The sequence below is a fragment of the Shinella sumterensis genome, assembly GCF_004514425.2.
Classification (GTDB): Bacteria; Pseudomonadota; Alphaproteobacteria; order Rhizobiales; family Rhizobiaceae; genus Shinella; species Shinella sumterensis.
Genome location: NZ_MYFN02000002.1, coordinates 29,317 through 50,034, shown reverse-complemented (window position 1 = coordinate 50,034; position 20,718 = coordinate 29,317). Strand labels below are relative to the sequence as shown.

The following is a 20,718-nucleotide window of genomic DNA, read 5'->3' as shown; positions in this document are numbered from 1 at the left end:
ACCAATGGACGCACCCGTGGAATTGTTGCACAATTCAATCGGGAGAAACCGGGGAGGAGAAATGGCGAACGGCACCGGGCGCAGCATTCCGCACTATTATCTCTATGGCGATCAAGGCGCGGACGTCGAACTCGACTTCCTGCACGTCGAGCCGATCCGCGACCGCAGCGGCCCCAACGATTGGAGAATTCGTCCGCATTCCCACCCCGATCACATGCAGGTTCTTCTGGTGAAAAGCGGCGGCGGCTCCATCCGCATGGAAGAACAGGTGCTGTCGATCCCCGCCCCCGGCATCCTCGTCGTGCCGGCCGGGATCGTGCACCAGATCGACTTCAACCCCGGCACCGACGGCTTCGTCGTCACCGCCGCGCTCGGCTGCCTCAAGGCCGCCTCGGCATCGGATGCGCGCCTGGCGCACGCATCGGAACGGCCGGCCGTCTATCCGCTGGAGGGCACCGGCGTTTCCATACCCGCCGTCATGGAAACCTTCGAATGGATGCACCGCGAGTTCATCTGGTCGGCACCCGGCCGACGCACGGCCATCATGGCGCAGTTCATGCGCGTGCTCGTCGTGGTGCTGCGGCTGAATGTCTCCCATGACGATCCGGGCATTGCCGCACCCGACCGCGACTACGACCTCCTCGTTCGCTATCGGGGCCTGCTTGAGGAGCATTTCCGCAACGAACGCTCGCTGGCCTTCTATGCCGGCGATCTCGCCGTCACGCCGGCGCGCCTGAACGCGGCCTGCAAGGCCCGGGCCGGCAAGACGGCCTCCGACCTCCTCTATGAGCGCATCGTGATCGAGGCGAAACGTTACCTCGTCTATACCGAAAGCAGCGTAGCGCAGGTGGCGCATCTCACGGGCTTCGACGATCCCGCCTATTTCAACCGCTTCTTCACCCAGCGCGTCGGCCTCTCGCCCGGGGCGTTCCGCAAACAGGCGCTGCACCACGACAGCTGACGGCCTACCGGGTATCGTCCAATCTTTCCGACGCTCCGTCCATTTCCCAAATCGGTCCCCATGGTCAGTTTGCGCACCATGGGAGACAGACATGATCCATGAGTGGCGAAGCTACCGCCTGAAATCGGGCGCAGTGGGCGATTACCTTCCACTGCTGGCCGACGAGGGACTGCCGCTGGTCACGCGGCACCTGCCGCTTGCCGGCTACTGGCTGGGCGAGACCGGTCCGCTCAACACCATCCACCACCTCTGGTCCTATGCCGACTGGGCCGAGCGCGAGGCCTGCCGCGCGTCGCTCGCCACCGAGGCGGCCTGGGTTGAAGGCTTCATTCCCAAGGCCTTCGCGCTGGTGGAGGAGCAGGAAAACCGCTTCCTTCAAACGGTCGCATCCTCCGCTGCCTTCGAGGCCGTCGTTGCGGACAGGCGAAAGCCACGTCCGGCGCGGGCGGCGGGCGCGCCGCTCTTCGCCCCGGTCTGCGCCGCGCTTGTGTCCGGCGAGCCGATCGACGGCGCGGTTGCGACATGGACGGTGATTTCCGGCCGGGCGGCGGGCTCCCTCTCGCTTCTGCCCCGCAGCCCCGATCCCGTTCCGTCCATCCCTCTGGCGGGGGGCAGCAGCCATATCGTGCTGCGCCCGCTTGCCTTTTCACCGCTGTAATTCGGGAGCGAACGCACCATGCGTCATCAGGTCGTCATCATCGGCGGCGGGCCTTCGGGCCTGTTGTTGTCTCTTCTTCTGCGTCGCAAGGGGGTGGATGCTGTCGTGCTGGAACAGCGCACCCGCGCCTATGTGCTCGCCCGCATCCGGGCGGGCGTGCTGGAGCAGGGCCTCTGCGACCTGCTGCGCGAGGCCGGTGTCGGCAAGCGGCTGGATGCCGAGGGCTTCGTGCACGGCGGGACGCTTCTTGCCGCCCATGGCAAGCAGGTCCATATCGATTTCAAGGCCCTGACCGGCAATTCCGTGACGATCTACGGCCAGACGGAAGTCACGCGCGACCTCTATGACGAACTGGACCGCACCGATGCGCCGATCTACCACGAGGCGGAAGGCGTGGAGATTCACGGTGCCGATAGCGACGCGCCCTATGTGACCTTCACCCATGGCGGAACGAGCCATCGCATCGACTGTGATTACATTGCCGGCTGCGACGGCTTCCACGGCGTCAGCCGCAGGACGATCCCCGAGACGACGCGCCGCGACTATGAGCACATCTATCCCTTCGGCTGGCTCGGCATTCTCTCCGAAACGAGACCGCTGCAGCACGAACTGGTCTATGCCGGCTCGGACCGCGGTTTTGCGTTATGTTCCATGCGCAATGCCCATCTCAGCCGCCACTACCTGCAAGTGCCGCTGACGGACAAGCCGGACGACTGGAGCGACGACGCCTTCTGGGCGGAACTGCGCCGCCGCCTGCCGGCGGACCTGGCGGAAAGCCTGGAAACCGGCCCCTCGATCGAAAAATCCATCGCGCCGCTCAGAAGCTTCATCTCGGAGCCGATGAGCTGGGGAAGGCTGTATCTGGCCGGCGATGCCGCCCATATCGTGCCGCCGACTGGCGCCAAGGGCCTGAACCTTGCCGCCTCCGATGTCTATTACCTGTCGCGGGCGCTGATTGCCCACTATGCCGGCGACGATCATCATCTTACATCCTATTCCGCCACGGCGCTCGCCCGCGTCTGGAAGGCCTCCCGGTTCTCCTGGGCGATGACGCGGATGCTGCATGTCTTCCCGGACGAAGGCGAATTCCTTCGCCGCATGCAGGGGGCGGAAATGGACTATCTCGCAGGCTCGCAGGCCGCCCAGACGGCGCTCGCCGAGAACTATGTCGGCCTGCCCTACTGATCAGGCCAGCATCGATGCAAGTTCGGCCTGCCGCTTCAAGAGCGCCGGCAGGTAGCGCTCGACGATGGCCGCCATCGGCTCCGCGGTCGCGGCAAGGCCGACATTGAGCGCGGCGATCGTTTTGCCGCGCGACGTGCGCAACGGCACAGCGATGGAGCGTAGGCCGGTTTCCACCTCCTGATCGATAGTCGCGAAGCCGAGCCGGCGCACATCCTCCAGCGCCGCCATCAGCGCGGACATGTCCGTCACCGTGCGCTCGGTGCGGGCCACGCGCGGCGAGGCCTCCAGCAGCGCCCGCGCCTCTTCCTCTGCGCGCGCGGCGAGCAGCACGCGCCCCATCGATGTGCAATAGGCCGGCAGTCTCGAACCCGGCATCAGCGCGATGGACATCACCCGCTGTTGGGCGGCGCGGGCCACATAGACGATTTCCCATTCGTCGAGGATCGATACCGACGTGCTCTGGCCGATCTCCTCCGACAGACGGTCGAGCGTCGGCTGGACGATGCGCGGCAGCGGCATGGTGGCAAGACAGCCCGTGCCGAGGCGCAGGATACGCGGGGTGACCGTGAAGAACTTGCCGTCATAGGCGGCATAGCCGAGTTCGGAAAGCGTCAGCAGACAGCGCCGCGTGGTGGCGCGGTCGAGCCCGGCGATGTCGGCCGCTTCGGCAATGGAAAGGCGCGGGCGCTCGGCGCTGAAAGCTTCGATCACCTTCAGCCCCTTGGCGAGGCCGCCCATCATGTCCCGTTCCTTCACCGTCATCGGCCTGCTCTGGTTTGTGCGATATTCGAACAAAAGTCATATAACGCACAAATTGATTGCCGTCGAACGCTTTTGCGCCTTTAGTCCCACGCGAAAACGATGGCTCATCGACCAGCCGTCGCATGGAGGTTTTAGACATGGACAAGACAATTGCGAGTGCGGCCGAGGCCGTCGCCGGGATCGGCGATGGCGCAACCGTCATGATCGGCGGCTTCGGCGGCTCGGGCGCGCCGATCGAGTTGATCCACGCCCTGATCGACAAGGGCCCGAAGGATCTGACCGTCATCAACAACAATGCGGGCAACGGCCGTATCGGCATTGCCGCGATGATCGATGCCGGTCTGGTGAAGAAGATGATCTGCTCCTTCCCGCGCTCGTCTGACCCTCGTGCCTTCACGGAAGCCTATCTCGCCGGCAAGGTGGAATTGGAGCTCGTACCGCAAGGCACGCTCGCAGAGCGCATCCGCGCCGGCGGCGCAGGCATTCCCGCCTTCTACACGCCAACGGGCTACGGGACGGAACTGGCCGAAGGCAAGGTCATCGCCGAATTCGATGGCCGGGCCTATGTGCAGGAGCGCTGGCTCAAGGCGGACTTCGCCATCGTCAAGGCGCATGTCGGCGACATCCACGGCAACCTCACCTACAACAAGGCCGCGCGCAATTTCAATCCGCTCATGTGCATGGCCGCGGCCAAGACCATTGCGCAGGTCTCGAAGATCGTTCCGCTCGGCGGCATCGACCCGGAGCATGTGGTGACACCGAGCATCTTCGTCGACGGCGTCGTCGAAATCGCCAATCCGCAACAGGAAGAAGTCCTCATCCGGTCGGGAGCCGTCTACGCATGACCGTCGAAACCACCGAAGACCTCAAGCTTTCCAACGCCCAGATCGCCTGGCGCGCGGCGCAGGACATTCGCGACGGCGCCTATGTCAATCTCGGCATCGGCTTTCCCGAAATGGTCGCGCGCTACCAGCCGCCCGGCCGGCAGGCCATTTTCCACACGGAGAACGGCATCCTCGATTTCGGCGAGCCGCCGGCCGAGGGTGAAGAGGACTGGGACCTGATCAATGCAGGCAAGAAGGCCGTGACGCTGAAGCCCGGCGCCGCCTTCTTCCATCACGCCGACAGTTTCGCCATGGTGCGCGGCGGCCATCTCGACGTCGCCATTCTCGGCGCCTACCAGGTCGCCCAGAACGGTGACCTCGCCAACTGGCGCGTCGGCTCCAAGGGCGTGCCCGCCGTCGGCGGCGCCATGGACCTCGTGCACGGCGCAAAGCAGGTCTTCGTCATCACCGAACACGTCACCAAGGACGGCAAGCCCAAGCTGGTGGAAGCCTGCACCTTCCCGCTGACCGGCGTCGGCTGCATCACGCGCGTCTATACCAGCCTCGCCGTGATCGACATCGTGGACGGCCGCTTCGTGCTGCGCGAAAAGCTGCCGGGCCTCTCCTTTGAGGATCTCCAGGCCAAGACCGGCGCAAAGCTGCACACCGATGGCCCCGTCGCCGACCTCGTCGCCCCGGAACTGTGAGGATATCTAGATCATGACCGACGTCTTCATCTGCGATTACATCCGCACCCCCATCGGCCGTTTCGGCGGTGCGCTGTCCTCCGTGCGCGCCGACGATCTCGGCGCCCTCCCGCTCAAGGCCCTGCAGGAACGCAACACGTCCGTCGACTGGGAAGCCGTCGACGACGTGATTTTCGGCTGCGCCAACCAGGCGGGCGAGGACAACCGTAACGTCGCGCGCATGTCGCTGCTTCTGGCGGGCCTGCCGGTCTCGGTGACCGGCACGACCGTCAACCGCCTGTGCGGCTCGGGCATGGATGCGGTCATCATCGCCGCGCGTGCGATCAAGGCCGGAGAAGCCGATCTGATGATCGCCGGCGGCGTGGAAAGCATGAGCCGGGCCCCCTTCGTCATGCCCAAGGCCGATAGCGCCTTTTCCCGCAAGGCCGAGATCCATGACACGACCATTGGCTGGCGCTTCGTCAATCCTGTCATGAAGGCGCTCTATGGCGTCGATTCCATGCCGGAGACCGGCGACAATGTCGCCATCGACTACAAGGTCTCGCGCGAGGATCAGGACGCCTTCGCCGTCCGCAGTCAGGAAAAGGCGGCCGCCGCACAGGCCAACGGCCGTCTCGACAGGGAAATCGTGCCCGTCAGCATTCCCCAGAAGAAGGGGGATCCGCTGACCGTGGCGCAGGACGAACATCCGCGCGCCACCAGCCTGGAGGCGCTCTCCAAGCTGAAGCCGGTGAACCGCATGGACGGCGCGACCGTGACCGCCGGCAATGCCTCCGGCGTCAATGACGGCGCAGCCGCCCTCATCATCGCCTCGGCGGCGGCCGCGAAGAAATACGGCCTCACCCCGATCGCCCGTATCGTCGGCGGCGCGACGGCGGGTGTTCCGCCCCGCATCATGGGCATCGGCCCGGCCCCGGCCTCGCAGAAGCTGCTGAACCGCATCAACTGGAAGGCGGGCGATCTCGACGTCATCGAACTCAACGAAGCCTTTGCCTCCCAGGGCCTTGCAACGCTCCGCCAGCTCGGGATCGCCGATGACGATCCGCGCGCCAACCCGAACGGCGGAGCGATTGCGCTGGGGCACCCGCTCGGCATGTCCGGCGCGCGCATTGCCGGCACGGCCGCTCTCGAACTCTCGCTTACCGGAAAGTCGAAGGCGCTGGCGACGATGTGCATCGGCGTCGGCCAGGGCATTGCCATCGCCCTCGAAAGGGTCTGACGACCCGTTTTCATGTCCGTTCCATTGATCGCCGCACGCGGTTTCCGCGTGCGGTCTTTTCGTACCTGCTTTCCGTGAGGAAAGACCTTGACTGCACAGCGCGCAAGGTCAAAATGGAATAACAATCCATATTGGAACGCGCATGAGCACGCTTGAAAAATCCCTGAACATCATAGAGCTTTTGGCTGCCAAGCCGGGCGGGCTTTCTGTTTCCGCCATCGCAGGCAAGGTAAACCAGCCTGCAAGCGGGGTGCACCGCACGCTCAACGAGCTGATACGGCTCGGCTATGTCCGCCAGGTGCAGGATCAGGGCGATTATGCGCTGACCATGAAACTCGCAGCCCTCGGTGTGGGCTTCCTGGGCAGGAGCGGCGTCGGCGATGTCGCGCAGCCCATTCTCGACCGGCTCGCCCAGGCCAGCGGCGAACTCATTCGTCTTTCCGTGATCGACGGCGACGACCTCATCTGGGTGGCTGTGGCGCAGGGTGCGACAGGCGGCCTGCGCTATGACCCGGGCCAGGAACAGGGCGTGGTGGTGCATCTCGCCTCCAGCGCGGGTGGGCAGGCCTGGCTGTCGGCGATGAGCGACGAGGAAGCGCTGGAAAGGGTTTCGCGACAGGGGCTGATCGATTCCTCCAAGCCCACAGGACCGGGCGCACCGAAGACGATCGCGGAGCTGCTGACCGTTCTCGCCGAAACCCGCAAACGCGGCTACGCGGTATCGATCGACAGCTATATCGTCGGCATGGCGGCCATGGCCGTGCCGGTCTTCGGCAACGACCGGGTGATCAGCTGCCTGTCGATCGCCGGTCCCGCCGTGCGCATGACGCCGGAGCGCATGAAAGAGCTGGCGCCGCATCTCGAACAGGCCGCACGCGAAATCGGCATGTCCGCCACCGGCTCGCGCTACTTCCCCGGACTGCACAAGCGGACCTGACGCCGCAACGAAAACGCCCCCTCCATCCGGAAGGGGCGCTTTTATTGGTATCAGATCCTTATTTCAGCGGCGAGTTTGCCGTCGGGAAGGCTATGGTGGACTGCATGTCCGTCGTCAGCCACTCCGGTCCGCCCTTTGGCGGCCACACACCCTGCGTAACGGAATCCGCACGCACCTGCCCGCGCTCGTTGACCGAGGCGAAGGGCCAGATGTGTGTCATGCGCGGCTTACCGTCGATGCCGTACATGCAGATCGTCAGTTTCGACAGTTCGGTGCGCGCCGGCACCGCCGCTTCCCACGCCCGGATCGTCGGCTCCAGGCCACCGGTCTTCAGGACATAGGTGCGGAACTCGTAGGCCGGGCCGAAGCGACCGGTCTCGACCGGCGGCAGGAACGGAAAGGGCGCGTATCCTTCCAGCGTGAGCCCCGTCAGCCATTCGGCGGAACTGAACGGGTTGGATGCCCTGAGGGTGCGCTCGCGCTCTCCGTCGTAATCCGCCACCGTATCGAAGCCGCGCAGGACGAGCACGCGGTTGAGCACGCCGATATCGGCATAGAAGATGCCGAGCAGCCTGCCGTTGCCCTCACCGGCAAAGGCTTCGATGGCCGTCGCGGCCTTGGCCGCAGCGCCCATGGTGGTCGAGAGTGTCGCGATTTCATAGCGTTGCATTCTGTTTCCTTTCATCCGTCATTGCGCCGGCACTGTCGGCCAGCGTGCCGGCGGCGTGCTTGGCCACACGCCAGCCGAAAACCAGGGCCGGGCCGAGCGTCGTGCCCGGGCCGGGATAGGTGCCCCGGAAGATCGAGGCGAGATCGTTGCCGCAGGCATAGAGTCCGGTGATCGGCTCGCCGTCCCCATCGAGCACGCGGCCGAATTCGTCGCCCGAAAGGCCTGCACTGGAGGCGAGATCGGCCGGACGCACCGCCATGGCGTAATAGGGTCCTGCGCCCACCGGGCCGAGGCAGGGATTCTTGCCGCCCGACGCCGCGTCGCCATTGAAGCGGTTCACGACGCTCGATCCACGCCCGAAGTCTTCATCGACACCCGAGGCGGCAGCGCGGTTGTAGCTTTCGACAGTGGCGGCCAACGCCGCGGGGTCGCACTGGATCTTGCCGGCAAGCTCCGTGAGCGTTTTCGCCTCGATGACATAACCGGCCTTCACCATCGCTCTGAGGTTCCTGGCGCCGGGCAGGATCATGCCCATGCCGTAGCGGCGCATGAACGCTGCGTCACAGACGAGATGCGCCGGAACGGCGCCCGTGGCGATCTGGCCCAGGGCGAAGTCATGATAGGAATTGGCCTCGTTGACGAAGCGCCGGCCCTTGCCATCGACGGCGAACAGTCCGGGCTTGGCGCGATCGAGGATGATATGCGGCCAGACGGCCAGCGTTCCATCAGGCCGGCGATAGGACGAGCAGGGCATCCAGAGGGCGGGGCTGTCGCCGCCATCCTCGAAGCGCGCGCCGATGGCCATCGCTACATCGGCGCCGTCGCCGGTATTCGTGACCGGGCCGAGCGCATAATCGCGCGTCCCCTGCGGAAACAGCCGCGCGCGGAGGGCCTTGTTCCAGCACACGCCGCCGGTGGCCAGCACTACCCCTTTGCGCGCGCGAATGCGGCGCGGGCCCGAGGCTCCCTCCAGAACCGCGCCGACGACGCGTCCGTCCTCGACGATCAGCTCTTTCACGCCCGTCTCGAACAGGATCGGAACCTTCGCCTTGCGGAGGCTGAACAGCAGCCGGGCCACAAGCGCATTCCCCATGAGCAGCCGCGTGCCGCGCCTATAGCGCAGCCGGTCGAGCATGTAGCCGCCGACGATGGCGATGGTGGTACGAAGATTGGCGATGGATGCGAAGGGCGCTAGCAGCGCGCCGACCTCGGCACGTCCCACCATCATGCCGCCCAGCCCCAGGAATTCGCCGCGCGGCGGACGCACGCGCTCGAAATCCTCCCGGCTGAGCAGACGGCCGTCGAAATTGATCGGGCCAAGCGCCCGGCCGCCATAAGCGGCACCGGGACCGTCGAGATAATCGGGGTGGGCCGCCGCGGCGGCAAATTTCACGTCGGTCCTGCGGTCGAGCTCCTCGATTGCCGCGCGGCCGGATGTGAGGAAGGCTTCGCGCAGCCGCGCGCCGCCACGATTTGCGACGACGGACTCCAGGAAGGCCCGCGCGTCGTCCACACTGTCGGGTACACCGGCAAGCTCGGAAAGATGCGTACCGGGCACCCATGTCGTGCCGCCGGATGTCGAGGTCGTGCCGCCGACCTGCGCGGTCTTCTCCGCGAGGACGACATCCAGCCCTTCCAGCCGTGCGACGAGAGCGGCCGTCATGCCGCCGGCCCCGGCGCCGCAGACGAGAAGATCGACCTCCTCCAGACCGTCAGGATTGCGATTGGACGGCATCCTGCTCTCCTTCATGCCTTGCCTCGTGCGCCGCATCGCCCGCGGCAATGGTCTCGGCGGCCAGGAAACCGAATGTCATGGCCGGCCCGAGGGTGATGCCGCCGCTTGGATAATGGCCGCCCATGATGCTGTTCATGTCGTTGCCGGCTGCATAGAGCCCCGGCACCGGCCGCCCTGCCCCGTCCAGCACGCGCGCCTTTGCATCCGTTTCGATGCCGGCGAAGGTGCCGAGGCTGCCGGGCACGATCTTCACGGCATAGAACGGCGCCTTGACGACGGGCGCGAGACAGGGATTAGGACGATGATCGGGGTCGCCCTGCGCCCGCTGGTACGGCGTCGTCCCGCGATGAAACTCGGGATCTTCCCCTCGCGCCGCGTTGCGGTTGAAAGCCTCGACGGTCGCGGCAAGCCCGGCCGGATCGATCCCGCAGCGTTTCGCGAGTTCCGCGATGGTCGGCGCCTCGATGAGATAGCCGTTGCGCAGCCAACGGCCGAACGGAACCGGAGCGGGCTTCACGGCCCCCAGGCCGTAGCGGCGCAGAAAATGCCGATCGCAGACCAGCCACGAGACGGCCGGCGTTCCCGGTACCGTGGCGGCGATCATCTCACGGACATAGTCGTGGTAGGGCCCGCCCTCGTCGGCAAAACGCCGGCCGGACGCCATGACCGCGATGATGCCGGGTTTGCCGCGTTCGACAAGATGCGGGAAGCGTCCCAGGCTGCCATCGGGCCGCGGCACCAGCGAGACGGGCGCATAGGCGGCCGCATCGGTCATGGTACGCGACACGCGGCCGCCCGCGCTTTCCGCGAGCCGCAAACCATCGCCGCTATTGGTGACGGGTGCGGCCGAATAGTGCGGCGTGCCGTCCTGCACGTGCGGCAGAAGCGCCTGGAGGCGATCGGCATCGTTCGGAAAACCGCCCGTCGCCAGAACGACACCGCGCTTGGCCACGACATGGACGGGGCCATCGGCCGTTTTCAGAACGGCCCCGGTCACATGGGAACCGTCACGAAGCAGGTCATGGGCCCCGGCATTCGGCCACAGCCGGACCCGCCGGTCGGCGGCGGACCGCAGGAGCCGGCCGACCAGCGCATTGCCGTTGACGAGCTGCATGGCACGGCGATGAAAGGCCAGATCGCGCGCATGCTTGAGCACGCGGCCCGTCGCATAGGCGAAGGCCCGAAACGATCGGGTCGCCGTCAGGAACATGCGCATGTCCACGCCCGAGCCGATGCCCATGCCGAGCAGCGTGGTCTCCGGAATGGGTTGGCGCAGACGCCCGGCGAGCCCGCCCAGCGCCCGCCCGTCATAGGGCGCAGCGACGACGGAGCGCCACCCCTTGGCGGCGCCGGGCAGATTGCCGTGGAAATCCGGCATGGCGCTGCCCGGCAGGAAGTGCACGGCCGTGTTCTTCTCGAAGAAATCCAGCATGCGCGGCGCAGCCTCGAGATAGGCGTCGATCATGCCGGCATCGTATCGGTTGCCGAGGATGTGGCGCAGGTAGGTCCGCGGCCCTTCCGGACCCTCGCCCTTGCCGGCTGCAACGGCATGCGGCGCGTTTGGCACCCAAAGCCAACCGCCGGAGAAGGCGGTCGTTCCCCCGAAAGTCTCCGTCTTCTCGGCGACGATCACATCCAGGCCGTGATGCGCGGCGGCCACGGCAGCGGAAAGACCGCCCGCACCGGAGCCGATCACCAGCACATCGCATTGCGCATGGCGTGACATCTTGGCGCGTGGCGCGGCCTTATCGGCACGCCCGTCATCATCGGACCGCGCGTCCATTGCCTTCATCCCTGCCTCCTCCGAAGGCGTGGCTGCACACCACCCCCTGCGGGGCGGCGGCGTCCTGATTTGTCCGGAAGGTGTCGCTGGCCGTCGTTCACGCGCCTCGGCGCCTTCAGCAACCAGCTATACACAAAATGGAATTACATTCAAAATAATAATTTCATTCCAAATTATAGTTGGGCAATGACGGCCTTGCCGGCAGCGAGTGCCTGCACCGCGCGTGTGCGTGGCGACAGGCTGGAATTGAAACCGGCATTCGCAATCTCGATGCTGACGGGCACCGTCTCGGGCAGTGCCTTGATAAAAGCCTGAAGATCGATGCCGCCCTGTCCCGGCAGCAGGCGGCCGCCGCGTGCGATTTCGATGAGCCCGGCGTCGCTCGGGTCGTATTCGGCCGGAGCGTCACAGAGTTGAAAATAGTGGATGGTCTCCGGCGGGATGAGCGCGAGATCTTCGACACGCCCGCCGGTGCGATCCCAATGCAGGGCATCGGCCAGCACGCCGCCATTCGCCTGGCCAGCCGCCTTGACGACCGCCACGGCCTCGGCGGCATTTCGCACGCCGGTCCAGGGCATGAATTCGAGATCGGCGGTCATGCCGTAACCCGCCGCAAGCTCGGCAAAGGATGCGAAGGTCTGCGCGAGGCGCGCATGATCCGTGTCGTCGCCCGCGACCAGAATGTTGGCCGCTCCGAGCGCGGCCGCACAATCCAGGAAGGGTATGAAGTCCGTCGCCTTCGTTTCCGGCTTCAGCCGTACGATCTCGACGTCGCCAACCCGCATGCCGGTGTCGGCCAGCGCGGCGCGGGCTTCGGCCAGCACGGCCTTGTCGGTCAGGACGGGATAGGCCGCCTCCCCGCTCGCAGCGGCCGGAAGCAGCCGCAGGCCGACGCTTGAATATCCCGTCTCGGCCGCGATGCGGATCGCCTCGGCGGGTGCGACGTCCGGTATTGTCAGGAAGGCGAGTGCATACTGTCTTTCCATGGTGGCCTCACCTCGCGCTCAGATAATCGACCATCAGGTCGCGGACTTCGACGAACATGTCGACGCCGGTAATCGCGCGGCAGCCCATAGACCGCGCACGCGCGACCAGCGGCGAGACCGCCGGCTTGGTGATGACCTCGCCGATGAACATGTCGGGCGTCAGCTTCTCGCCATCGAAGGGCAGCGGATCGCCGTCCTTCATGCCCGACGGCGTCGCATTGACGACCACATCGAAGCCGGTCGGATCGGCACTGCCGGCGAATACCTTCGCCATGCCGAGCGAGGAGAGGCGCGCGATGAGCGCGGTGCGCCTGGTATCGTCCATTTCATGGATGGCAAGCTCTGAGACGCCCGCCAGCACCAGCGCATGCCCGATGGCGCTGCCAGCACCGCCCGCGCCGGCCAGAATGGCGCGTTTTCCTTCAAGCACGCAACCGGCCTTCCGCAGCGCGGAGACGTGCCCGATGCCGTCGAACATGTCGCCTTCCCAGCCGGTTTGCGTGCGCCGGAGCGTATTGACGGCGCCGAGGAACGCGGCACGCTCCGACAGCCGGTCGACCATATGCACGGCGGAAATCTTGTGCGGCACGGTCACGATCACGCCATCGAGGTTCTTGAGCGTCTTCAACCCCGCCCAGAACACATCGAGGTCCTGTGGCGCGACGTGGCCCGGAATGCACAGCGCGTTGTGTCCGCGCGCCTGTAGCATCTCGCTGACCCCCGCCGGCGACTTCACCTGCGCGATCGGATCACCGATCACGAAATGGAGGCGCGATGCGCCGTCGAGTTCCAGATTCATGATCCCTCCCATAAAACTGAATGATATTCTATTATGGAATACACATCCAATATTGTCAGGTCCAGAGGGAATCGTCGCTTCTGCGAACAGCGCCCGTGGCGCTACGTGCCCTTCGCCGCCATCTCGGCAGCAACGGTGCGGATCGCCTGCATCAGCAGGGAGAGCGGAAGCGACGGCGGCGTGTCCGCGCGCATCGTCAACCCGACCGGACCGCGCGTTTCCACCGTCTCCAGCGGCAGTGCCGCGAGCACGCCATCGGCGATATCGCCCGCCACCACGCCTTCCGAAATGATCCAGACCGCATCGCTCATGCGCAGATAGGCGCGGCCGAAGGCATCCGACACCGTCTCGATCTGGACGGGCGGCGCAGGGATGCCGTGCGCGATCATGAACTGTTCGACGATCGGGCGAATGACGGAGTTGCGCGTCGGCATCAGCACCGGATAGGCGCCAAGCCGGTCGAAGGCGTTGGCACGGGCATCGAGGAGCGGGTGGCCGGTGCGCGTGACGAACAGCACCCGCTCCGAATAGAGATGTTCGAAGGAGAAACCGGTCATCTTCTCCGGCGCGGCAAGCCGGCCGACGACGAGATCGAGATCGCCGACCCGCAATTGCTCGAGGAGGACGGCGTTCTCACCCGTCACGATCTTGACCGGACCGACGGTCCCCCCGGCAAGGAAACGGTTCATCGCCTGCGGCATGATGCGGGCGGAGACCGTCGGCAGTGCACCAATCCGCACGGGAGGACCGGACAGCGCAGCCTCCTGCGAAACGGAATCCACCGCCTGGCGAAGCGCCGTCAAGGTCGCGCCCGCATGGCGCATGAAAACCTCGCCGTAGCGCGTGGTCCGGGTGCCGCGCCCGTCGCGCTCGAAGAGTGCAACGCCTAGAATGCCCTCCAGTTCGCGGATCGTCTTCGTCACCGCAGGCTGGCTGACATGCAGCAGTTCCGCCGCGCGGTTGACGCTTTTTTGACGCGCCACCTCCAGAAAGGCTTGCAGATGCCGAAACTTGATCCGGGGGTCGATTGGTGAAACCATAACTCTCAGGTTATATTTATCGTCGAAAATCTCATTTTACTTAACCGTTTTACAATTGCTACACCCGGATCAAGAGGAGCGCCATCATGAAGTTTCTGCACGTCGGCGATGCCGCGATCCACTATCGCACCGCAGGCATCGCGCAGGGCAAGCCCGCCATCGCCTTCATCAACTCGCTCGGCACCGATTTCCGCATCTGGGATGCGGTCATGGAGGCGCTGGGCGATGATTACGGCTATGTGCTGCACGACAAGCGCGGCCACGGGCTTTCCGGCACCGGCACGCCGCCCTATTCGATCGACGACCATGCGGACGACCTCATCATCCTTCTCGACCACCTGAAGGTCGAAAAGGCGATCGTCTGGGGCCTTTCCGTCGGTGGCCTCATCGCGCAGGCGGTGCATGACAAGCGCCCCGGGATCGTAGAGGCGCTGGTCCTGTCCAACACCGCCCACAAGATCGGCACACCCGATATGTGGAACACGCGTATCGACACCATTCTGGCCAACGGCCTTGGCGGCATGATCGACCCGATCATGGAACGCTGGTTCACGCCGCCGTTCCGCACGGCCGACAACGCGCTTTATGCCGGCTGCCGCACCATGCTCGCCCGCCAGCCCGTCGACGGCTATTGCGGAACCTGCGCGGCCATTCGCGATGCCGACTATACCGAGGCCGCCGGACGGATTGCCGTGCCGGCCCTGTGCGTCGTGGGTGATCAGGACGGCTCCACCCCGCCTGACCTGGTCAGATCGCTTGCCGGCCTGATTGACGGCAGCGCCTTTGTCGAAATTCCCGACTGCGGCCATATTCCCTGTATCGAGCAGCCGGCCGCCTACAGCGCCGCCGTCCGCACCTTTCTGACATCCCTGCCGGAGCATCGAGCATGACCGAACCCGCACAGCCCTCCGAACGCTACACCGAGGGCATGGCGACCCGGCGCGCCGTGCTGGGCGATGCGCATGTGGACCGCGCAAGCGCCAATGCGACGCCCTTCGACCAGCCGTTCCAGACGTTGATCACCGAAGCCGCCTGGGGCACCGTCTGGTCGGGCAGCCAGTGGACCAAGCGCGAGCGCTCGATGGTCACGATCGCGCTTCTGGCCGCACTCGGGCAGGATGAGGAAGTGGCCATGCATGTGCGCGCCACCGCCAATACCGGCGCCACGGAGGAAGACATTCGCGAGGCACTGATGCATGTCGCGATCTATGCCGGCGTGCCGGCGGCCAACCATGCCTTCAAGATCGCCAAGCAGACGCTTGCCGGCATGCGCGCCGAAAACACCGAGAAGGAGGGAGTGAAATGAGCAACCGGCCGCCCGAGACAGGGCCTTTCTTCGCACGGGACCGCGACATCCACCCGCCGGCCTACACGCCCTGGTACAAGACCTCCATCCTGCGTTCCCCGCAGCGCGCGCTGATTTCGCTTGAGGGCACGAAGAGCGAAATCACCGGGCCGGTCTTCGGCCACGGCATGCTCAATCCGCTCGATAACGACCTTATCCTGAACTATGCCAAGCCCGGCGAAATGCCGATCGGCCCGCGTATCCTCGTGCACGGCCGCGTGCTGGACGAGCGTGGCGCAGGCGTTCCGGGCGCCCTGGTCGAGTTCTGGCAGGCCAATGCCGGCGGTCGCTACCGCCACAAGAAGGAAACCTACCTGGCCGCGGTCGATCCGAATTTCGGCGGCGTCGGACGCACCATCACGGACGAGACCGGTTACTACTGGTTCAAGACGATCCAGCCCGGCCCCTATCCCTGGCCGAACGGCGTCAACGACTGGCGCCCGGCGCATATCCACTTCTCGATCTTCGGCCACGGCTTCCAGCAGCGCCTGATCACGCAGATGTATTTCGAGGGCGACCCGCTGATCTGGCGTTGTCCCATCGTCAAGACGGTCCCGGACGAGGACGCGATCCGCCGTCTCGTCGCCCCGCTCGACATGAACGCGACCATTCCCATGGACATGCGCGCCTACAAGTTCGACATCGTGCTGCGAGGCCGCCGTTCCACCTTCTTCGAGAACCGCCCGGAGGGAAACTGACATGGTTCAACCGCTCGGCTATATCAAGGAAAGCGCCTCGCAGACCGCAGGCCCCTATGTCCATATCGGCTGCACGCCGAACTTCGTCGGTATTCACGGCATCTTCGACAGGGATCTCGGTTCCGGCGCACTCTATAACGACGAGACGCGCGGAACCCGCGTCACCATTCGCGGCACCGTCTATGACGGCGGCGGTTATGCGCTGAGGGACGCACTGGTCGAAATCTGGCAGGCGGACGATGCCGGCTTCTACAACAGCCCGAGCGAAACGCGCGGCGAAGCGGATCCGAATTTCCTCGGCTGGGGCCGTTCGCCCGGCGACATGGATACCGGCGAGTTCGTGTTCGAGACGATCAAGCCCGGCCGCGTGCCCTTCAAGGACGGGCGCTGGATGGCGCCGCACATCACCTTCTGGATCGTCGCGCGCGGCATCAATATCGGCCTGCATACCCGCATGTACTTCCCCGAGGACGAAGCGGCCAATGCAGAGGATCCGGTTCTCGCCCGCATCGAGCACAAGGACCGCGTCCCGACGCTGATCGCGAAGAAGGAAGGCGACAACACCTACCGTTTCGACATCCGGCTGCAGGGTGAAGGCGAAACCGTGTTCTTCGACATCTGAAGATGAGCCTTACCCCGTTCGAGCACCCCTTCCTCTCCGGCCTGATGGGCGACGCCGAGATCGTGCCGCTCTTTTCGGCCGCGGCCGATATCGCCGCCATGCTGCGTTTCGAGACGGCGCTGGCACACGCCGAGGCGGAGCACGGCGTCATTCCCGGGGATGCGGCGGCGTCCATCGCCTCCGCTCTGTCGGAATTCGCGCCCGACATGGATACTCTGGCAAACGGGGTGGCGAGTGATGGCGTCGTCGTCCCGGAGTTCGTTCGGCAGTTGCGCCGGACGGTCGGCGGCGCGGCGTCCGAAAACGTCCATTTCGGCGCGACAAGCCAGGACGTCATCGATACCAGCCTGATGCTCCGGCTGAAGGCCGCAACAGGCGTTCTCGCAGGGAGGCTGGCATCCGCAATCGCTGGCTTCGACGCCCTTCAGGCGCGCGACGGCGAAAACGCCCTGATGGGCCACACCCGCATGCAGGCGGCCATTCCCATCGCCGTCGCCGACCGGGTTCAAAGCTGGCGCGCGCCGCTTGATCGCTCCGCACGGCGGCTGGCGCATTTCAGCGCCGAAGGCTTTGCCGTACAGTTCGGCGGGGCCGCCGGCACCCTGGAAAAGCTCGGCGACAAGGGTGCGGATGTGAGGACGGCTCTCGCCCGCAGGCTCGACCTTGCCGACCGGCCGCAATGGCATAGCCAGCGCGACGGATTGGCGGAGCTCGCCGGCATCCTCTCGCTCATCTCGGGAAGCCTCGGAAAATTCGGGCAGGATGTGGCACTGCTGGCAGAAGTCGGTGGCGAGATCCGCCTGTCCGGCGGCGGCGGTTCCTCCGCCATGCCGCACAAGCAAAACCCGGTTGCGGCCGAACTTCTTGTCTCGCTCGCGCGCTTCAACGCCGTGCAGCTTTCCGCCATGCATCAGTCGCTTGTGCACGAACAGGAACGGTCCGGCGCGGCCTGGACGCTGGAATGGCTCGTGCTGCCGCAGATGGTCACGACGACGGGCGTCGCACTTTCGACAGCCATCCGCCTTCTCGGCCAGATCGAGCGGCTGGGACGCGAAACGCATGATGGATGAGGCGGCTTAGGCGCCAGGACGACCATGCTCTACCCGGACGTAGCGCAGCACCATATCGGCGACATGGCCGGATAGCGTCTCCTGGCCGTCAGGTGTAAAGAGCGCGTCGCCGAAGAGGAAGGAAAAGGTGGCGGCATTCGACACGTTGAAGAACGACAGCGCGCTGATCTGCCAGTGCAGTTCCAGCGGATCGAGCCCTTCGCGGAACAGGCCGGCCTCCTGCCCGCGCTTCAGCACGGCTTCCAGCGCCTCGATCGCCAGGCGGTTCAGCCCCCGGATGTTTTCCGAAAGCTGCATGTGCCGGCCATGATGGATGTTCTCGATCATCACCATGCGGATGAAGGACGGATTGCAGCGATGGTGGTCGAAGGTATAGCGACAGAGCTTCACCAGCGCCGCGACAGGATCGAGCCCTTCCAGCTCAAGCTCGCTCTCACCGTCGCGCACCTTTGCGTAGGCCTCTTCCAGAACGCGCTGGTACAGGCCTTCCTTGTCGCCGAAGTAATAGTAGATCATGCGCTTGGATGTGCGCGTGCGTGCCGCGATCTCGTCGATGCGCGCACCGGAGAGGCCGTTCTGCGAGAATTCCTCCATCGCAACCGCAAGAATATCGCGACGCACGCCTTCAGGATCCCGCTTGGCCTGCCGGGCCTGTTTGTTTTCGGTCGTCGCGGCACCCTGTTTCATCGTCATCCATTGCCGGCCAAGCCGGCGCATGTCACATTATTAACTGAATCGTACATAACGCCCGAAAGGAAGGCAATATGGCCCCCGTCGACACAGCCAAGGCTCGCGTGGCAATGAAGACCTCGATCGCCACTGTCTCCATCAGCGGCGAATTTCCCGAAAAGCTGGCGGCCATCGCGAAGGCCGGCTTCACGGGCGTCGAGATCTTCGAGAACGATTTCCTGACCTATGACGCCTCGCCGCGCGAAGTGGCGCGGATGGCGGCCGATCACGGGCTCGACATCACGCTGTTCCAACCCTTCCGCGATTTCGAGGGCATGCCGGAGCCGCACCGTGCCCGCGCCTTCGACCGCGCCCAGCGCAAGTTCGATATCATGGGCGAGCTCGGCACCGATCTCATCCTGATCTGCTCGAACGTCTCGCCGATCTCGTTGGGCGGCATCGACCGCGCCGCGGCGGACTTCCACGAGCTTGGCGACCTCGCCGCGCGCCACGGCGTGCGCGTCGGCTATGAAGCGCTGGCCTGGGGCCGCCATGTCAGCGACCACCGCGACGCATGGGAAGTGGTGCGCCGGGCCGATCATGCCAATGTCGGCATCATCCTCGACAGTTTCCACACCCTTTCGCGCAAGATCGATCCCAACTCGATCCGCTCGATCCCCGGCGACAAGATCTTCATCGTGCAGCTGGCCGACGCGCCGCTGTTCGACATGGACCTGCTCTACTGGAGCCGCCACTTCCGCAACATGCCGGGCGAAGGCGACCTTCCGGTCGTCGACTTCATGCGCGCCGTCGCCGCCACCGGCTATACCGGCCCGCTCTCGCTCGAAATCTTCAACGACCAGTTCCGCGGCGGCTCGGCGCGCGCGCTTGCCGAGGACGGCCATCGTTCGCTCGTCTACATCATGGATCAGGTCCGGCGGCTGGAGCCCGACATCGCCATCACGGCACCCGACATGCCCGACCGCATTCACGCGCAAGGTGTCGAGTTCGTCGAGTTCACGACGGCGGCGGAGGACAAGGACGATCTCGCCGCCCTGCTCTCCACGCTCGGCTTTTCCTGCTCGGCCCGTCACCGTAACCGCGACGTGGACCTCTACACGCAGGGTGACATCCGGATCGTGATCAATACCGATACGGACAGTGACAGCTTCGCCAGCGCCTCCTATTCCGTGCACGGCACCAATGCCTATGCCTTCGGGATCAAGGTGGAGAATGCCGCGGATGCGCTGAAGCGTGCGGCCGCACTGGGTGCGCCCACCTTCGCCGAACCGCGCCAGCCCGGCGAGGCCGCCGTGCCCGCCATCCAGGGCGTCGGCAACGGTGTGGTCTATTTCCTCGACGATACACCTGCGCTCTCAGGCATCTGGGACAACGAGTTCATTGCGGTCGACACGCAATCCGACACCGCCGTGAGCGCCGGCCTCACCCGCATCGACCATCTGGCGCAGACGACGCGCTATGACGAAATGCTGACCTGGCTTCTCTTCTATACGTCGATCTTCTCGACGCGTCGCACGCCGATGGTCGATGTGGTCGATCCGGGCGGCCTCGTGCGCAGCCAGGCCATCGAGAGCGTTCCCGAGCCGGCGTTCCGGCTGACCATGAACGGCGCCGACAGCCGCAAGACCTTTGCCGGCAAGTTCCTGGCGGAAGGCTTCGGCACGAGTATCCAGCACATCGCGCTGGCGACCAACGACATTTTCGCAACGGCAAAGCAACTCGAAGCCCGTGGTTTCCAGGCGCTGCCGATTTCACGCAACTACTATGACGATCTCGAAGCCCGCTTCGGCCTCGAGCCGGAATTTTCCGACGCGCTTCGGGCGGCAAGCATCCTCTACGACCGCGACGACAACGGCGAGTATTTCCAGATCTACAGCCGCACCTTCGGCGAAGGCTTCTTCTTCGAGATCGTCGAGCGGCGCGGCGCCTATGCCGGCTACGGCGCGATGAACGCGCCGTTCCGCATCGCCGCCCAACGGCGCCTCCTGCGCCCCGAAGGCATGCCGAAGAGCTGAGCGATGCGCGGC

The 20,718-nt window shown here is 65.3% G+C and carries 21 protein-coding genes; 13 read left to right on the top strand and 8 right to left on the bottom strand.

Features of this window, described 5'->3' with window-relative positions:
• The first annotated feature begins 61 nt into the window (after positions 1 to 61).
• From B5M41_RS04045 to pobA, 3 genes are all read left to right on the top strand, one after another.
• A complete protein-coding gene (locus tag B5M41_RS04045; RefSeq protein WP_134646203.1) occupies positions 62 to 961 on the top strand; it encodes a helix-turn-helix domain-containing protein in 900 nt (299 codons plus the stop codon).
• A 91-nt stretch (positions 962 to 1,052) separates the two neighbouring features.
• Positions 1,053 to 1,619 (top strand): NIPSNAP family protein, encoded by a 567-nt coding sequence (locus tag B5M41_RS04040; protein ID WP_134646205.1) that lies wholly within the window; start codon positions 1,053 to 1,055, stop codon positions 1,617 to 1,619.
• Positions 1,620 to 1,637: 18 nt separating this feature from the next.
• Entirely contained in the window at positions 1,638 to 2,804 is a 1,167-nt protein-coding gene (gene pobA, locus B5M41_RS04035) for a 4-hydroxybenzoate 3-monooxygenase (RefSeq protein ID WP_134646207.1), read from the top strand.
• Here pobA and B5M41_RS04030 read toward each other — a convergent pair whose 3' ends face one another.
• Entirely contained in the window at positions 2,805 to 3,566 is a 762-nt protein-coding gene (locus B5M41_RS04030; protein ID WP_134646209.1) for an IclR family transcriptional regulator domain-containing protein, read from the bottom strand.
• A 137-nt stretch (positions 3,567 to 3,703) separates the two neighbouring features.
• On the opposite strand from B5M41_RS04030, the gene B5M41_RS04025 reads away from it, so the two are divergent.
• The 4 genes from B5M41_RS04025 (at position 3,704) to B5M41_RS04010 (ending at position 7,253) form a co-directional block, all read left to right on the top strand.
• On the top strand, positions 3,704 to 4,411 hold the full coding sequence (locus B5M41_RS04025; protein ID WP_134646211.1) for a 3-oxoacid CoA-transferase subunit A: 708 nt from the start codon (positions 3,704 to 3,706) through the stop codon (positions 4,409 to 4,411).
• The gene (locus tag B5M41_RS04020; protein WP_134646213.1) at positions 4,408 to 5,097 is read left to right on the top strand and encodes a CoA transferase subunit B; all 690 of its coding nucleotides are present in this window, start codon (positions 4,408 to 4,410) and stop codon (positions 5,095 to 5,097) included. Before B5M41_RS04025 ends, B5M41_RS04020 begins: the two co-directional genes overlap by 4 nt.
• Positions 5,098 to 5,110: 13 nt before the next feature.
• Positions 5,111 to 6,316, top strand: a complete 1,206-nt coding sequence (pcaF, locus tag B5M41_RS04015; RefSeq protein ID WP_134646215.1) for a 3-oxoadipyl-CoA thiolase — start codon at positions 5,111 to 5,113, stop codon at positions 6,314 to 6,316.
• 142 nt (positions 6,317 to 6,458) lie between these two features.
• A complete protein-coding gene (locus B5M41_RS04010) occupies positions 6,459 to 7,253 on the top strand; it encodes an IclR family transcriptional regulator (protein WP_134646217.1) in 795 nt (264 codons plus the stop codon).
• A gap of 58 nt (positions 7,254 to 7,311) precedes the next feature.
• On the opposite strand, the gene B5M41_RS04005 is transcribed toward B5M41_RS04010, so the two are convergent.
• The 6 genes from B5M41_RS04005 to pcaQ all read right to left on the bottom strand — a co-directional run bounded on the left by B5M41_RS04005 (position 7,312) and on the right by pcaQ (position 14,266).
• Entirely contained in the window at positions 7,312 to 7,923 is a 612-nt protein-coding gene (locus tag B5M41_RS04005; RefSeq protein WP_134646219.1) for an NIPSNAP family protein, read from the bottom strand.
• Positions 7,910 to 9,658, bottom strand: coding sequence for an FAD-binding protein (locus B5M41_RS04000; protein WP_134646221.1), 1,749 nt, complete (start codon positions 9,656 to 9,658; stop codon positions 7,910 to 7,912). Before B5M41_RS04000 ends, B5M41_RS04005 begins: the two co-directional genes overlap by 14 nt.
• On the bottom strand, positions 9,636 to 11,384 hold the full coding sequence (locus B5M41_RS03995) for an FAD-dependent oxidoreductase (RefSeq protein ID WP_134646255.1): 1,749 nt from the start codon (positions 11,382 to 11,384) through the stop codon (positions 9,636 to 9,638). Before B5M41_RS03995 ends, B5M41_RS04000 begins: the two co-directional genes overlap by 23 nt.
• Before the next feature lie 230 nt (positions 11,385 to 11,614).
• On the bottom strand, positions 11,615 to 12,427 hold the full coding sequence (locus tag B5M41_RS03990) for a sugar phosphate isomerase/epimerase family protein (protein WP_230639988.1): 813 nt from the start codon (positions 12,425 to 12,427) through the stop codon (positions 11,615 to 11,617).
• A gap of 7 nt (positions 12,428 to 12,434) precedes the next feature.
• Complete coding sequence (locus B5M41_RS03985; RefSeq protein WP_134652260.1) at positions 12,435 to 13,226, bottom strand: shikimate dehydrogenase family protein; 792 nt, start codon at positions 13,224 to 13,226, stop codon at positions 12,435 to 12,437.
• Positions 13,227 to 13,327: 101 nt separating this feature from the next.
• The gene (pcaQ, locus tag B5M41_RS03980; protein WP_134652258.1) at positions 13,328 to 14,266 is read right to left on the bottom strand and encodes a pca operon transcription factor PcaQ; all 939 of its coding nucleotides are present in this window, start codon (positions 14,264 to 14,266) and stop codon (positions 13,328 to 13,330) included.
• 86 nt (positions 14,267 to 14,352) lie between these two features.
• Here pcaQ and pcaD point away from each other — a divergent pair, with 86 nt between their 5' ends.
• The 5 genes from pcaD to B5M41_RS03955 are packed head-to-tail and all read left to right on the top strand — an operon-like array spanning position 14,353 to position 18,001.
• On the top strand, positions 14,353 to 15,156 hold the full coding sequence (gene pcaD, locus B5M41_RS03975) for a 3-oxoadipate enol-lactonase (protein WP_134652256.1): 804 nt from the start codon (positions 14,353 to 14,355) through the stop codon (positions 15,154 to 15,156).
• Positions 15,153 to 15,572, top strand: coding sequence for a 4-carboxymuconolactone decarboxylase (gene pcaC / locus B5M41_RS03970; protein WP_134652254.1), 420 nt, complete (start codon positions 15,153 to 15,155; stop codon positions 15,570 to 15,572). Before pcaD ends, pcaC begins: the two co-directional genes overlap by 4 nt.
• Positions 15,569 to 16,309 (top strand): protocatechuate 3,4-dioxygenase subunit beta, encoded by a 741-nt coding sequence (gene pcaH / locus B5M41_RS03965; protein ID WP_134652252.1) that lies wholly within the window; start codon positions 15,569 to 15,571, stop codon positions 16,307 to 16,309. The genes pcaC and pcaH overlap by 4 nt, the downstream gene beginning before the upstream one ends.
• Position 16,310: 1 nt before the next feature.
• Entirely contained in the window at positions 16,311 to 16,931 is a 621-nt protein-coding gene (pcaG, locus tag B5M41_RS03960) for a protocatechuate 3,4-dioxygenase subunit alpha (protein ID WP_134652250.1), read from the top strand.
• Between the two features lie 2 nt (positions 16,932 to 16,933).
• The gene (locus tag B5M41_RS03955) at positions 16,934 to 18,001 is read left to right on the top strand and encodes a 3-carboxy-cis,cis-muconate cycloisomerase (RefSeq protein ID WP_134652248.1); all 1,068 of its coding nucleotides are present in this window, start codon (positions 16,934 to 16,936) and stop codon (positions 17,999 to 18,001) included.
• Between the two features lie 6 nt (positions 18,002 to 18,007).
• Here B5M41_RS03955 and B5M41_RS03950 read toward each other — a convergent pair whose 3' ends face one another.
• A complete protein-coding gene (locus B5M41_RS03950) occupies positions 18,008 to 18,688 on the bottom strand; it encodes a TetR/AcrR family transcriptional regulator (protein ID WP_134652266.1) in 681 nt (226 codons plus the stop codon).
• Between the two features lie 113 nt (positions 18,689 to 18,801).
• Between B5M41_RS03950 and B5M41_RS03945 the strand changes: the two genes are divergently transcribed.
• Positions 18,802 to 20,706 carry a bifunctional sugar phosphate isomerase/epimerase/4-hydroxyphenylpyruvate dioxygenase family protein gene (locus B5M41_RS03945; RefSeq protein ID WP_134652264.1) on the top strand — a complete coding sequence of 635 codons (1,905 nt, stop codon included), beginning with the start codon at positions 18,802 to 18,804 and terminating at the stop codon, positions 20,704 to 20,706.
• Positions 20,707 to 20,718 lie beyond the last annotated feature (12 nt).